The organism is Burkholderia gladioli (assembly GCF_000959725.1).
GTDB classification, from domain to species: Bacteria; Pseudomonadota; Gammaproteobacteria; order Burkholderiales; family Burkholderiaceae; genus Burkholderia; species Burkholderia gladioli.
On record NZ_CP009323.1, the window covers coordinates 241477 to 254616 of the forward strand.

Here is a 13140-nt window from a genome sequence, read left to right on the forward strand (position 1 = left end):
TTGTAGCGGATTACCCGGTCAGTCCGTAACGCGGGAATCCCTCCCCCTGCTCGCGCACCGCGCAGATTCTCTGCACGAAGGCGGGCCGTGTGCCGTCGACGAAACCGTCCTCGAACGCGATCACGCGCAACTCGCCGCGCACGGCGTCGAGCAGTTCGCCCGGCGTCAGCAGGAATGCGGGATTGGACGGTTTGCCGAGCGTTTCGTTGCCGCGCGCGAAGGTTTCGTAGAGCAGCACGCCGCCCGGCGCGACCGAGGCGACCAGCCTCGGCAGCAACGGGCGATGCAGATAATGCGTGACGACCACCGCCGCGAAGCGCGCGGTGTCGGCTAGCGGCCAGGGCGCGCCCTCGATGTCGGCGGCGCGTGCCTCGACGCCCGCCAGGGCGCCGAGCGCGGCCAGCGCCTCGGGATCGCGATCGAGCGCGAGCACCGGGTGCCCGCGCGAGGCGAACCAGCGCGCGTGCCGGCCGTTGCCGGCCGCCACGTCGAGCACCGTGCCGCCGGCGGGCACCAGGTGCGACCAGCCGGCCACCCAGCGCGACGGCGCCGCGCTCGGCCGCTCGGCCGGCGAGGCGCTTGCCTCGCTCGTGCCGCTCGCGTCACCGTGGACGGGAATCGTGGTCATCGCCGCGCGCCGCTCAGTTGTACGACAGGCCCATCGCGTCACGCACGTCGCGCATGGTCTCGACCGCGTGCTTGCGTGCCTTGTCGCAACCGTCGGCGACGATCGCGCGCAGCAGCGACGGGTCGTCCATGTACTTCTGCGCGCGCTCGAGCATCGGCTGCTGTTCGCGCAGGATGCCCTCGACCACCGGCTGCTTGCAGTCCAGGCAGCCGATGCCGGCCGACTTGCAGCCCTTCTGCACCCACTCGCGCGTGGGTTCGTCCGAATAGACCAGGTGGAACTGCCAGACCGGGCACTTTTCCGGGTCGCCCGGATCGGTGCGGCGCACGCGCGCCGGATCGGTCGGCATGGTGCGGACCTTCTTGGTGATGGTCTCGGCATCCTCGCGCAGGCCGATGGTATTGCCGTAGGACTTCGACATCTTGCCGCCGTCCAGGCCCGGCATGCGCGAGGCTTCGGTCAGCAGCGCCTGCGGCTCGACCAGGATGATCTTGCGCGCGCCTTCCAGGTAGCCGAACAGCCGCTCGCGATCGCTCATCGACAGGCTCTGCGATTCCTGCAACATCGCGCGCGCCTGCTCCAGCGCCTCGTCGTCGCCTTCCTGCTGATAGGCGTTGCGCAGTTCGCGATAGAGCTTGGCGCGCTTGCCGCCGAGCTTCTTGGCCGCCTCCAGCGCCTTCTCCTCGAAATCGGCCTCGCGGCCATACAGGTAGTTGAAGCGGCGCGCGATCTCGCGGGTCATCTCGACGTGGGGCACCTGGTCCTCGCCGACCGGCACCAGCGAGCCGCGGTACAGCAGGATGTCGGCGGCCATCAGCACCGGGTAGCCGAGGAAGCCGTAGGTCGAGAGATCCTTGTCCTTGAGCTTCTCGATCTGCTCCTTGTAGGTCGGCACGCGTTCGAGCCAGCCCAGCGGCGTGCTCATGCCCAGCAGCAACGCCAGCTCGGCGTGCTCCGGCACCTTGCTCTGGATGAACAGCGTGGCCTGGGCCGGATCGATGCCGGCCGCGATCCAGTCGATCAGCACTTCCCAGACGTTCTTCTCGATCACCTCGGGCGTTTCGTAGTGGGTGGTCAGCGCATGCCAGTCGACCACGCAGAAGAAGCACGGGTATTCGGATTGCAGCTTCGCCCAGTTCTTCAGCACGCCATGGTAATGGCCGAGGTGGAGCGACCCGGTGGGACGCATGCCGGAAAAGATACGATCGGGGAACATGATTGTGTTTTAGAAAAGCGAGGCAAAGGGAGTCAGGATGGCCGTCACGATGCTGTAGCCGATGTCGACGCCCGGCCGCAGCCAGAACTTCGTCAGCAGGCCCGTCATGATCAGCAGCAGGACGATGATGAAACCATAAGGCTCGATCTTCGACAGCGCGATCGACTGCTTGGGCGGCAGCAGCGCCGTGAGCACGCGCCCGCCGTCGAGCGGCGGCAGGGGAAACAGGTTCAGCACGCCGAGCACCAGGTTCACGATGATGCCGGCCGACGCCATGCGCGTGAAGAAGGGCTCGTCGACCGAGGCGGCCGCCAGGCCGATCGACACGAAGCCCCAGACCAGCGCCTGCACGAAGTTGCAGGCCGGCCCCGCCGCCGACACCCACAGGCTGCCCCAGCGCGGATTGCGCAAGTTGCGGAACGCGACCGGCACGGGCTTGGCATACCCGAACAGGAAGGCGCCGCTGGTCAGGAAGTACAGCACCAGCGGCATCACGATGGTGCCGATCGGATCGATGTGGCGCATCGGGTTGAACGACACGCGACCGAGCGCGTAGGCGGTGTTGTCGCCGAGCAGGCGCGCGGCGTAGCCGTGCGCGGCCTCGTGCAGCGTGATCGCGAAGATCACCGGCAGGGCGTAGACGACGATGGTCTGAATCAGATTGTCCATGGCGCGGTATTGTAACAAGCGGAAAACGGCCGACGGACAAACCGGCGGCCGGCAATCATGACAGTCGATGACGGGCGGCCGCTCAGGCCTCGGCGCTCAGCCCGAAGGGTTCGAGCGAGCCGCGGCCGGCGCGCACCAGCACCGGCGCGTCGCCGGTCAGGTCGACGATGGTCGAGGGCTCGCGCGGGCAGGCGCCGCCATCGATCACCAGGTCCACCTGCTTTTCCAGGCGTTCGCGGATTTCCTCGGGATCGTTGAGCGGATCGCTGTCGGGCGGCAGGATCAGGGTAGTGCCGAGCAACGGCTGGCCGAGCGTCTCCAGCACCGCCAGCGTGATCGCGTGATCCGGCACGCGCAGCCCGATAGTCTTGCGCGAGGGATGCGAGAGCCGGCGCGGCACCTCCTTGGTGGCCTGCAGCACGAACACGTAGGGCCCCGGCGTGACCGACTTGATCAGCCGGTACTGGTGGTTGTCGACCATCGCGAAATTGGCCAGCTCGGACAGGTCGCGCACCAGCAGCGACAGCAGTTGCTTGTCGTCGAGCCCGCGGATCTTGCGCACGCGCTCGACCGCGGTCTTGTCGTCGAGATGGCAGGCCAGCGCGTAGCTGGAGTCGGTCGGCATGGCGATCACGCCGCCCTGCTTCACGATCTCGACGGCCTGGCGCACCAGCCTCGGCTGCGGATTTTCCGGGTGAATCCTGAAGTACTGGGACATGGGATCAGTGGGGAGTGGGCGTCGCCCGCGCGTGCATGGCGCGCCGGGGCTGAAGCCGCGCGCCGCGCGCGGCCGTGGGTCAGAGCCAGCGTTCCCAGACCGGTTTCAGGTCCGGCGGCAGCGGCGGCAGGCTGCCGAGCTCGACGACGCTCTCGCCCGGCGCATGGAAATCGGAACCGCGCGACGCCTCGAAGCCGTAGCGCCGGGCGACCTCCGCGTACTCGCGATACTGGTCGGGCGTGTGGCTGCCCGTGACGACCTCGATCGCGCGGCCGCCCAGGTCGATGAACTCGCCGAACAGCGCGCCGAATTCGACCGGCGTGTAGGCGTAACGGCCCGGGTGGGCGATCACGGCCTCGCCGCCGGCCTGCTGGATCCAGCCGACCGCGTCGTCCAGCCTGGCCCAGCGATGCGGCACGCAGCCGGGCTTGCCGTCGCCGAGATAACGCGCGAACACCTCGGAGGTGCTGGCCGCATGGCCGGCCTCGACGAGGTAGCGCGCGAAATGGGTGCGGGAAATGAGGTCCGGGTTCGAGACGTAGCGCAGCGCCCCTTCGTAGGCGCCGGGGATGCCGATCTCGGCGAGCCGCTCGCCCATCTCCAGCGCGCGCGCGGCGCGGCCGTTGCGGGTGCGATACAGGCCGTCGACCAGCGCCGGCGCGGCCGGATCGACGTTGAGACCGACCACGTGGACCGTGCGCGAAGCCCAGGTCACCGAGATCTCGACGCCGCAGACATAACGCATGCCGAGCGCCTGCGCGGCCTCGCGCGCCGCGAGCTGGCCGCCGACCTCGTCGTGGTCGGTCAGCGCCCACAGCGTGACGCCCGCCGCGTGTGCGCGTTGCGCAACCTCTGCGGGCGTCAGGGCGCCGTCGGAGACGTTGGAATGACAGTGCAGATCGGCGTTCATCGTCGGAATCGGGTGCATGCGACATTCTACTGCAACGCCGCACGATCGCCGCGGGTCCGGACCGGCCAGCGGGCCTGCCCGCGCGGCCCGTGAACCGAAACGGGGACGAATGGGACGAGATGGAACGAAAACCGGCTGCAGACAGACGGGAAACGGGCCGCCGCGGGACGGCCCGGCGCGGCCTCAGGCGCAGAAGGCCTCGATCAGCGCCGCGATCTGCTCCGGCTGGTCGTGGTGGACCATGTGCCCGGCCTCCTCGATGGTCTTCTCGCGCCAGTCGGGGAAGGCGGCGAAACGCTTGCGGAATTCGTCGAGCGGGATCCTGCCGGCCAGCATGCGCAGCGTCGGCGAATCGACCGCCTCGACATGCAGCACCTTGGCGCGCACCCGCGACCAGACCGCCATCACCTCGTCGAGCCGGTACAGCAGCGGCCCGGCCTGCTTGTGGGCCGGATCGGCCAGCAGGTGGTACTGGCCGTCGTCCTCGCGGCGCGCCCAGTGGTTGGCGAGAAAACGCGCGCGCTCGGGCGCGAGCCGCGGGTTGGTCTTCATCAGGCGCTCGGCCACCTCGCCGAGCGAGGCATAGGGCTTGAGCAGCGGCGGCACGCGCAACTCGTCGAGCCAGGCGGCCAGCCGCAGCGGCGCCTGCGAGGCCGGCGGCGGCGCCAGCCCGAAACCCTCCAGGTCGACCACGCGGCGCACCCGCTCCGGCCGCGCGCCGGCATACAGGCAGACCACGTTCGCGCCCATGCTGTGGCCGACCAGGTTGACCTCGCCGTCCGGCGTGTAGTGATCGATCAGCGCCTCGAGATCGCCGAGGTAGTCCATGAACCAGTAATGGCCGCCGCCCTGCGCGGCCACCGGCCAATCGGACAGCCCGAAGCCGCGCGCATCGGGCGCGATCACCTGCCAGTCGCCGGCCAGCGCGTCGACCACGAACTGGAACGAGGCGGCCACGTCCATCCAGCCATGCAGCATGTAGAGCACCGGCGCATCGGGCCGGCCCCAGCGGCGCACGTGCAGGCGCACGCCACGCACGGTCACGAATTCGGAAATGGAGTCGGAATGGGTCTGGGTCATCGCGGCCGCCAAAAAAGAATGGTCGTTCGATTATATCGGCGACGCTGCGACGATGTGTGCAATGGTGCTGAGGCGACGCATGTGTCGAGGCACTTCTCTAGGCTGCATTTGCGTCGCGATGCGCCGTGCCCGGGGCGCGCTTGCTCAGTCCGGCGTGCCGGCGGGCGGCGTGTCGCGATCCTGGGCGACCAGCGCCTCCAGTTCCAGCTCGTCGAAACCGGCGTCGCGGCGCGCCTCGAAGTTGAACGGCCCGCGCAGCCGCGGCGCATGGTACTGCTCGGCGAGCCGCAGGTAGGCCGGATGCGGTTCGAGCCCGGCCCGCGCGCAGAGATGGCGGAACCAGCGGTTGCCGATCGCCACATGGCCGATCTCGTCGCGCAGGATCACGTCGAGGATCGCGGCCGAAGCCTCGTCGCCGGCCTGCATCAAGCGCGCGCGGATCGGCGGCGAGGCGTCCAGCCCGCGCGCCTCCAGCGTACGCGGCACCAGCGCCATGCGCGCGAGCACGTCGCCCGCCGTGCGCTCGCACATTTCCCAGAGCCCGTCGTGGGCCGGGAAATCGCCGTAGGCGTGTCCCAATTCCGCAAGGCGCTCGGCCAGCAGCGTGTAGTGATACGCCTCCTCGGCCGCCACCTTGAGCCAGTCGGCGTAAAAGGCCGCGGGCATGGCCGGGAAGCGCCAGACCGCATCCAGCGCGAGATTGATCGCGTTGAATTCGATATGGGCCAGCGCGTGCAGCAAGGTGGCGCGCCCGGCTTCCGAGCGCATCGAGCGGCGTTGCAGGAAGCGCGGCTCGACCAGTTCCGGGCGTGCCGGCCGCCCCGGCAAGGCCGGCGGCGGCGCGAAGCGGCGCTCGGGATCGACCTCGGCGCGGCCGGCCAGCCACTGCGCATGCAGCACGCGCACCTGCGCGGCCTTGGCGACCGGTTCGGTCTCGAGCAGCGCGGCGAGCGCCGCCGCGCGCACGCAGCGGGCGGGCGTGGAAGAGGAAACGGACGGCGCGGCGGAGGAGAAATTCGGGTCGGACATGAAAACGGCTTCGGCACAGCGTACGCGGTCAATTCGCGCAAGCATTTACAATAGCGGATTCGGGTAGACGCCAGCATCGCGCGGATCATGCCGATCCCGCGCACGACGCCTGCCCACGGCCCCAGGCGGCCGCGCACATTGTACCGGCGCGCGACACGCGCCCCACCGGCTCAGCGAACCCCAGGAGACAACGCGTGACCATCTACAAGCTCGGCGAAGACGCCCCGACCATTCATGAGAGCGTGTTCGTCGCGGATACCGCGGCGATCATCGGCAAGGTGGTGCTCGAGGAGAACGCCAGCGTCTGGTTCGGCGCCACGATCCGCGGCGACAACGAGCCGATCGTGGTCGGCGCCGGCAGCAACGTGCAGGAAGGCGCGGTGCTGCACACCGACCCGGGCTGCCCGCTGACGGTGGCCCCGAACGTGACGATCGGCCACCAGGCGATGCTGCACGGCTGCACCATCGGCGAGGGTTCGCTGATCGGGATCCAGGCGGTGGTCTTGAATCGGGCGGTGATCGGCCGCAACTGTCTGGTCGGCGCCGGCGCCGTGGTGACCGAGGGCAAGGTGTTCCCGGACAACTCGCTGATCCTGGGCGCGCCGGCCAAGGTGGTGCGCACGCTGAGCGAGGAAGACATCGCGCGCATGCACGCGAACACGCACAACTACGCGCAGCGACGCGCGTATTTCAAGGAGCAGTTGGTGCGGATCGGCTGAAAGCCGCGCCGCCGCTGCCCGTCAATCGAGGAACCGAAGTGAGCGACCAGTTACAGAAATTCATGTTCAACACGGCACCGGTGCGCGGCGAGATCGTCTCGCTGGGCAACACCTGGCGCGAGGTGCTGACGCGCCGCAACTACCCGGCGCCGGTGCGCAACGTGCTCGGCGAGATGATGGCCGCCTGCGCGCTGCTGTCCGCGAACCTGAAGTTCAACGGCACGCTCATCATGCAGATCTACGGCGACGGGCCGGTCAAGATGCTGGTGGTGCAATGCGGCTCGGATCTCTCGATCCGCGCCACCGCCAAGCTGTCGGACGCCACCGCCGCCACGCTCGGCGAAGGCATGTCCTTCGTCGACCTGGTCAACGCCAGCGGCCACGGCCGCTGCGTGATCACGCTCGACCCGGCCGACAAGAAACCCGGCCAGCAGCCCTACCAGGGCATCGTGCCGCTCAACGACCACGACGGCCCGATCGAGTCGGTCGCGCAGATGCTCGAGCACTACATGCACCATTCCGAGCAGCTCGACACGCGGCTGTGGCTGGCCGCCAACGGCGAGCGCGCGGTCGGCATGCTGCTGCAGAAGCTGCCCGGCGACGGCGGCATCGTGCCGGCCGCCAACGAGCCCGACCTGGATACCTGGGAGCGCGTCTGCACGCTGGGCAGCACGCTCTCGTCGCAGGAATTGCTCGATACGGAACCCGAGACGGTGTTTCGGCGTCTGTTCTGGCAGGAAAGCGTTCGCCACTTCGAACCGGCCGCGACGCGCTTCCAGTGCACCTGCTCGCGCGAGAAGGTGGGCGGGATGCTGCGGATGCTGGGCCGCGAGGAAGTGGACAGCGTGATCGAGGAACGCGGCCATGTCGAGATTCATTGCGAATACTGCAACGAGCGTTATGAATTCGACCCGGTCGACGTCGAACAACTGTTCGTGACGCCTGAAATCGGCGCAGGCGTCGCGCCGGCCGGCGAACAGCGTCACTGAGGCTCGCGCGTCGCCGCGAGTGCCTTGAAGAAGGTAGAAGGAGAAGCCGTCATGAAGCCCCTGCCCCTGTCACGCTCGCTGCCGGCAGCCCTCGTCGCGCTCACGCTGGCCGGCTGCGCGGTGCCGCCGTCCTCGACGGTGCTGAGCCGCCTGCCCGACGGCCAGCCCGGCGCGGCCACCGCCACGGCCCAGCCGCTCACGCCCGCGGAAAAGCAGCGCTACGACGCGATCGACCGGCAGGTGCTGCGCGAGCAGAACGAGATCATGTCGGCCGAGGCTGCCGCGCGCGCCTATTCCTACTACGCGCCGACGCCGGTCACCGTCTACGGCGGGTATTACGGCGGCGGCTGGAATCGCGGCTGGGGCACCGGCGTCGGTTACGGCTACCCCGGCTGGGGATGGGGCTGGTAAGCCGCTCGGGCCGTCGATCGAGCGCCTCGCCAATGAAAAAGCGCGACCTTCGGGTCGCGCTTTTTCGTTTCCGTCGCCGCCTCGCCGCTACCAGCCGGCGCGAGCCTCTCGCCCGTCAGTGATGCTCGGCGCGCCCGTGATGCCGCTCGGGCTTGGCCCGCGACACCGGATTCGGCACCACGCGCACCGGCGCGCTGCTGGTATCGCCATGGTTGGTCAGCGAGGCGGTCGAATTCTGGTTCGGCACCATCGGCGCCGGCGAATTCGGCGAGACGAACTGCACGAACACCTCGCCGTCCTTGACCATGCCCATCTCGTAGCGGGCCCGCTCCTCGATCGCCGCCGTGCCGTTCTGCAGATCCTGCACCTCGCCGGCGATCCGCTCGTTGCGCAGCTTCTCGTCGGCGTTCTTCTGCGTCTGGTTGGCCAGCTCCTGCCGCAATTCGTGTACGCGCAGCCAGCCGCCATGCCCCCACCACAACGGGTACTGAATCAACACCAGCAAGGCGATCAGGACGACAGTGACAAGCCGCATGTACGAGCCGCAGATATAAGAAGCGCCGCTTCACGAGGATCGCGAAGCGGCGTCACGGGTGACTAGACCGGATAGTAACGCGTTAGCGCAGGTTGTAGAACGCCGACTTGCCCGGGTAGCTGGCGATATCGCCGAGATCTTCCTCGATGCGCAGCAGTTGGTTGTACTTCGAGATGCGGTCGCTGCGCGAGAGCGAACCCGTCTTGATCTGGCCGGCGTTCAGGCCGACGGCGATATCGGCGATCGTCGAATCTTCCGTCTCGCCCGAGCGATGCGAGATCACGGCCGTGTAGCCGGCGCGCTTGGCCATCTCGATGGCCGCGAAGGTTTCGGTCAGCGTGCCGATCTGGTTGATCTTGATCAGGATCGAATTCGCGATGCCCTTCTCGATGCCTTCCTTGAGGATGCGCGTGTTGGTGACGAACAGATCGTCGCCCACCAGCTGCACCTTCTTGCCCAGGCGCTCGGTCAGGAGCTTCCAGCCGTCCCAGTCGCTTTCATGCATGCCGTCCTCGATCGAGACGATCGGGAACTTGTCGGCCAGCGTGGCGAGGTAGTCGGCGAACTCGGCCGACGACAGTTGCAGGCCTTCGCCGGCGAGCTGGTACTTGCCGTCGTGGTAGAACTCCGAGGCCGCGCAGTCGAGCGCCAGCAGGACGTCCTCGCCGGCGCGGTAGCCGGCCTTCTCGATCGCCTGGAGGATGGTCGACAGGCATTCGTCGTTGCTGCCGAAGTTCGGCGCGAAGCCGCCTTCGTCGCCCACCGCCGTGCTCATGCCGCGATCCGACAGGATCTTCTTGAGCGCATGGAACACTTCGGCGCCGCAGCGCAGCGCTTCGCGGAAGGTCGGCTGGCTGACCGGGACGATCATGAATTCCTGGATGTCCAGGCTGTTGTTGGCATGCGCGCCGCCGTTCACGATGTTCATCATCGGCACCGGCAGCTGCATCGCGCCCGAGCCGCCGAAGTAGCGGTACAGCGGCAGGCCGGCCTCTTCGGCGGCGGCCTTCGCGACGGCCATCGAGACGGCCAGCATCGCGTTCGCGCCCAGGCGCGACTTGTTGTCGGTGCCGTCGAGCTCGAGCAGCGTCTTGTCGAGGAAGGCCTGCTCCGACGCGTCGAGGCCCATGATCGCCTCGGAGATTTCGGTGTTGATATGCTCGACCGCCTTCAGCACGCCCTTGCCGTTGTAGCGGCCGGTCTCGCCGTCGCGCAGCTCGATCGCCTCGCGCGAACCCGTCGACGCGCCCGACGGCACCGCGGCGCGGCCCATCGTGCCCGATTCGAGCAGCACGTCGCACTCGACGGTGGGATTACCGCGCGAATCCAGAATCTCGCGGCCGATGATATCTACGATTGCACTCATGATTTCCTCTGAGGATGACGATGAATTCCGTCGTGAAGGCTGTGCCGGCGAAGCGGACCTTGCTACAGACGTCCGCCACCGCCGCCAAGTTCATGCATTAGTTGAAATCGTTTTCCAGGAACGGCGCGCGCTTGACTGCCGCGTCGAGCGTGACGAGCGTCTCGAGCAGCGCGGCCATGCGATGCAGCGGCACGGCGTTCGGGCCGTCGGACTTCGCCTCGGCCGGGTTCGGATGGGTTTCCATGAACAGGCCCGCCACGCCCGTGGCCACCGCCGCGCGGGCCAGCACCGGCACGAACTCGCGCTGGCCGCCCGAGCTGGTGCCCTGCCCGCCCGGCAGCTGCACCGAGTGGGTGGCGTCGAACACCACCGGCGCACCGGTCTCGCGCATGATCGCCAGCGAGCGCATGTCCGACACGAGATTGTTGTAGCCGAACGAGACGCCGCGTTCGCAGGCCATGAAGCGGTCCTCGGAGAGGCCGGCCTCGCGGGCCGCCGCGCGCGCCTTGTCGATCACGTTCTTCATGTCGTGCGGCGCGAGGAACTGGCCCTTCTTGATGTTGACGGGCTTGCCCGAGCGCGCGCAGGCGTGGATGAAGTCGGTCTGCCGACACAGGAAGGCCGGCGTCTGCAGCACGTCGACCACCGCCGCGACCGGCTCGATCTCGTCCACCTCGTGCACGTCGGTCAGCACCGGCAGGCCGAGCTGGCGCTTGACCTCGGAGAGGATGCGCAGCCCCTCGTCCATGCCCGGGCCGCGAAACGAGGTGCCCGAGCTGCGATTGGCCTTGTCGAACGAGGACTTGTAGATGAACGGGATGTTCAGCTTCGCGCAGATTTCCTTGAGCCGGCCCGCCGTGTCAATCGTCATCTGCTCCGATTCGACGACGCAGGTGCCGGCGATCAGGAAGAACGGCCGGTCGAGGCCGACTTCGAAATCGCCCAGTTTCATGCTTTCACTCCGGCACGCGCCTGCTGGCTGGCGAGCGCGGCTTCGACGAACGACTTGAACAGAGGATGGCCGTCACGCGGCGTGGAGGTGAATTCCGGGTGGAACTGGACGCCGACGAACCAGGGGTGCATCGAGCGCGGCAGCTCCATCATTTCCGGCAGGTCCTCGCTCGGCGTGCGCGCGCTGATCACCAGGCCGCCCGACTCGAGCTGCGGCACGAAGCGGTTGTTCACCTCGTAGCGGTGACGGTGACGTTCGTTCACGTCACTGCCGTAGATTTCCTCGGCCAGCGTGCCGGCCTTGATCGGGCAACGCTGCGAGCCCAGGCGCATGGTGCCGCCCAGGTCGGAGGCCTCGGTGCGTTTCTCGACCTTGCCTTCGCGGTCGTACCACTCGGTGATCAGCGCGACCACGCGGTTCGGCGTCTCGGGATCGAACTCGGTACTGTTGGCGTCCTTCAGGCCCACCACGTCGCGCGCGAATTCGATCACCGCCAGCTGCATGCCCAGGCAGATGCCGAGATACGGCACCTTGGACTCGCGCGCATAGCGGATCGCCGCGATCTTGCCTTCGGTGCCGCGACGGCCGAAACCACCCGGCACCAGCACGGCGTCGAGATGCTTGAGGCTGTCGACGCCCTTGGCCTCGATCTCTTCCGAATCGAGATACTCGATGTTGACCTTGGTCGAGGTGTGGATCGAGGCGTGGCGCAGTGCCTCGATCAGCGACTTGTAGGATTCGGTCAGCTCGACGTACTTGCCGACCATGCCGATCGTGACTTCGTGCTGCGGGTGCTCGAGCTTGTCGACCAGCGAGCCCCACATGGCCAGGTCGGCATCCTTCACCGTCAGCTTCAGTTCCTCGCAGATGATGCGATCGAGGCCCTGGTCGTGCAGCATCTGCGGGATCTTGTAGATGCTGTCGACGTCCCACACGGAAATCACCGCGTCTTCGGGCACGTTCGAGAACAGCGAGATCTTCTGCGACTCGTCGTCGGGGATGCGGCGATCGGCACGGCAGAGCAGCACGTGCGGCGAGATGCCGATCTCGCGCAGCTTCTGCACGCTGTGCTGGGTGGGCTTGGTCTTCAGCTCGCCCGCCGTGGCGATGAACGGCACCAGGGTGAGGTGCACGAAGCAGGCGCTGTTGCGGCCCAGGCGCAGGCTCATCTGGCGCGCGGCCTCGAGGAAGGGCAGCGATTCGATGTCGCCGACCGTGCCGCCGATCTCGACGATCGCCACGTCCGGCTCGCCGCAAGTGGCGGACGCCGCGCCGCGCTCGATGAAGGCCTGGATCTCGTTGGTGATGTGCGGAATCACCTGGACCGTCTTGCCCAGGTAGTCGCCGCGGCGTTCCTTGCGGATCACCGACTCGTAGATCTGACCGGTCGTGAAGTTGTTGGCCTTGCGCATCTTGGTGCTGATGAAGCGCTCGTAGTGGCCGAGGTCGAGGTCGGTCTCCGCGCCGTCTTCCGTCACGAACACTTCGCCGTGCTGGAACGGGCTCATCGTGCCGGGGTCGACGTTGATGTACGGATCGAGTTTGAGGAGGGTGACTTTCAGACCGCGCGATTCGAGGATCGCGGCGAGAGAAGCGGCGGCAATCCCCTTGCCGAGGGAGGAAACTACGCCGCCGGTGACGAATACATATTTGGTCATCGCTGGATGCTCGCGGGAAAAACGGATTATACCGTAAAGACCGCGTATCTCTCAGCAATTGCGGGCCGATCGCGCCCTATCCTTGAGCGGCGCGGGAGAGCGGCCCGCCGGGCCGCGCCGGCCGGTTCGCGGCGGCGCATCGACGGCACCAGCACCCGTGTATCGGCGTCGCATCGACGGCATATCGACAGATTCCGCTGCGGCGCCAGCGCCCTGCCCGAGCGCGCCCGCGATCGCCGCGCACGCATCGCGACAGCCGC

The 13140-nt window shown here is 67.8% G+C and carries 14 protein-coding genes; 3 read left to right on the forward strand and 11 right to left on the reverse strand.

The features are described 5' to 3' along the window. Window positions 1–10: 10 nt before the first annotated feature. The 7 genes from BM43_RS17925 to BM43_RS17955 form a co-directional block, all read right to left on the reverse strand. Window positions 11–628 carry a class I SAM-dependent methyltransferase gene (locus BM43_RS17925; protein WP_230676256.1) on the reverse strand — a complete coding sequence of 206 codons (618 nt, stop codon included), beginning with the start codon at window positions 626–628 and terminating at the stop codon, window positions 11–13. Between the two features lie 13 nt (window positions 629–641). Next, the gene (locus BM43_RS17930) at window positions 642–1844 is read right to left on the reverse strand and encodes a tryptophan--tRNA ligase (RefSeq protein ID WP_013698707.1); all 1203 of its coding nucleotides are present in this window, start codon (window positions 1842–1844) and stop codon (window positions 642–644) included. 9 nt (window positions 1845–1853) lie between these two features. Then, window positions 1854–2513, reverse strand: a complete 660-nt coding sequence (locus BM43_RS17935; protein ID WP_036050057.1) for a site-2 protease family protein — start codon at window positions 2511–2513, stop codon at window positions 1854–1856. Window positions 2514–2595: 82 nt separating this feature from the next. Beyond that, the gene (locus BM43_RS17940; RefSeq protein WP_013698709.1) at window positions 2596–3231 is read right to left on the reverse strand and encodes an L-threonylcarbamoyladenylate synthase; all 636 of its coding nucleotides are present in this window, start codon (window positions 3229–3231) and stop codon (window positions 2596–2598) included. Window positions 3232–3310: 79 nt separating this feature from the next. After that, on the reverse strand, window positions 3311–4141 hold the full coding sequence (locus BM43_RS17945; protein WP_013698710.1) for a 3',5'-nucleoside bisphosphate phosphatase: 831 nt from the start codon (window positions 4139–4141) through the stop codon (window positions 3311–3313). Window positions 4142–4324: 183 nt separating this feature from the next. Then, complete coding sequence (locus BM43_RS17950; protein WP_036050055.1) at window positions 4325–5221, reverse strand: alpha/beta fold hydrolase; 897 nt, start codon at window positions 5219–5221, stop codon at window positions 4325–4327. Between the two features lie 144 nt (window positions 5222–5365). Next, on the reverse strand, window positions 5366–6250 hold the full coding sequence (locus BM43_RS17955; RefSeq protein ID WP_036050052.1) for a ferritin-like domain-containing protein: 885 nt from the start codon (window positions 6248–6250) through the stop codon (window positions 5366–5368). A 194-nt stretch (window positions 6251–6444) separates the two neighbouring features. Here BM43_RS17955 and BM43_RS17960 point away from each other — a divergent pair, with 194 nt between their 5' ends. Genes BM43_RS17960 through BM43_RS17970 form a run of 3 tightly spaced genes read left to right on the forward strand, consistent with a single transcriptional unit; the run spans window position 6445 to window position 8369 of the window. After that, a complete protein-coding gene (locus tag BM43_RS17960; RefSeq protein WP_025099059.1) occupies window positions 6445–6969 on the forward strand; it encodes a gamma carbonic anhydrase family protein in 525 nt (174 codons plus the stop codon). A gap of 38 nt (window positions 6970–7007) precedes the next feature. Next, window positions 7008–7958 carry an Hsp33 family molecular chaperone HslO gene (gene hslO, locus BM43_RS17965; protein ID WP_017919660.1) on the forward strand — a complete coding sequence of 317 codons (951 nt, stop codon included), beginning with the start codon at window positions 7008–7010 and terminating at the stop codon, window positions 7956–7958. 51 nt (window positions 7959–8009) lie between these two features. Beyond that, complete coding sequence (locus tag BM43_RS17970) at window positions 8010–8369, forward strand: hypothetical protein (protein WP_013698715.1); 360 nt, start codon at window positions 8010–8012, stop codon at window positions 8367–8369. Between the two features lie 115 nt (window positions 8370–8484). Here BM43_RS17970 and ftsB read toward each other — a convergent pair whose 3' ends face one another. The 4 genes from ftsB to BM43_RS17990 all read right to left on the reverse strand — a co-directional run bounded on the left by ftsB (window position 8485) and on the right by BM43_RS17990 (window position 12880). After that, a complete protein-coding gene (gene ftsB, locus BM43_RS17975) occupies window positions 8485–8904 on the reverse strand; it encodes a cell division protein FtsB (protein ID WP_013698716.1) in 420 nt (139 codons plus the stop codon). 82 nt (window positions 8905–8986) lie between these two features. Then, window positions 8987–10270, reverse strand: a complete 1284-nt coding sequence (gene eno / locus BM43_RS17980; protein WP_013698717.1) for a phosphopyruvate hydratase — start codon at window positions 10268–10270, stop codon at window positions 8987–8989. A 97-nt stretch (window positions 10271–10367) separates the two neighbouring features. Beyond that, on the reverse strand, window positions 10368–11222 hold the full coding sequence (gene kdsA, locus BM43_RS17985) for a 3-deoxy-8-phosphooctulonate synthase (protein WP_017919662.1): 855 nt from the start codon (window positions 11220–11222) through the stop codon (window positions 10368–10370). Then, window positions 11219–12880, reverse strand: a complete 1662-nt coding sequence (locus tag BM43_RS17990) for a CTP synthase (protein ID WP_017919663.1) — start codon at window positions 12878–12880, stop codon at window positions 11219–11221. Before BM43_RS17990 ends, kdsA begins: the two co-directional genes overlap by 4 nt. Between the last annotated feature and the right edge of the window lie 260 nt (window positions 12881–13140).

Excerpts from the sequence above, each read along its gene's own strand:
- BM43_RS17925 (WP_230676256.1), bottom strand. The coding sequence starts at position 628 with ATGACCACGATTCCCGTCCACGGTGACGCGAGCGGCACGAGCGAGGCA.
- BM43_RS17930 (WP_013698707.1), bottom strand. The coding sequence starts at position 1,844 with ATGTTCCCCGATCGTATCTTTTCCGGCATGCGTCCCACCGGGTCGCTC.
- BM43_RS17935 (WP_036050057.1), bottom strand. The coding sequence starts at position 2,513 with ATGGACAATCTGATTCAGACCATCGTCGTCTACGCCCTGCCGGTGATC.
- BM43_RS17940 (WP_013698709.1), bottom strand. The coding sequence starts at position 3,231 with ATGTCCCAGTACTTCAGGATTCACCCGGAAAATCCGCAGCCGAGGCTG.
- BM43_RS17945 (WP_013698710.1), bottom strand. The coding sequence starts at position 4,141 with ATGAACGCCGATCTGCACTGTCATTCCAACGTCTCCGACGGCGCCCTG.
- BM43_RS17950 (WP_036050055.1), bottom strand. The coding sequence starts at position 5,221 with ATGACCCAGACCCATTCCGACTCCATTTCCGAATTCGTGACCGTGCGT.
- BM43_RS17955 (WP_036050052.1), bottom strand. The coding sequence starts at position 6,250 with ATGTCCGACCCGAATTTCTCCTCCGCCGCGCCGTCCGTTTCCTCTTCC.
- BM43_RS17970 (WP_013698715.1), top strand. The coding sequence starts at position 8,010 with ATGAAGCCCCTGCCCCTGTCACGCTCGCTGCCGGCAGCCCTCGTCGCG.
- ftsB (WP_013698716.1), bottom strand. The coding sequence starts at position 8,904 with ATGCGGCTTGTCACTGTCGTCCTGATCGCCTTGCTGGTGTTGATTCAG.
- eno (WP_013698717.1), bottom strand. The coding sequence starts at position 10,270 with ATGAGTGCAATCGTAGATATCATCGGCCGCGAGATTCTGGATTCGCGC.
- kdsA (WP_017919662.1), bottom strand. The coding sequence starts at position 11,222 with ATGAAACTGGGCGATTTCGAAGTCGGCCTCGACCGGCCGTTCTTCCTG.
- BM43_RS17990 (WP_017919663.1), bottom strand. The coding sequence starts at position 12,880 with ATGACCAAATATGTATTCGTCACCGGCGGCGTAGTTTCCTCCCTCGGC.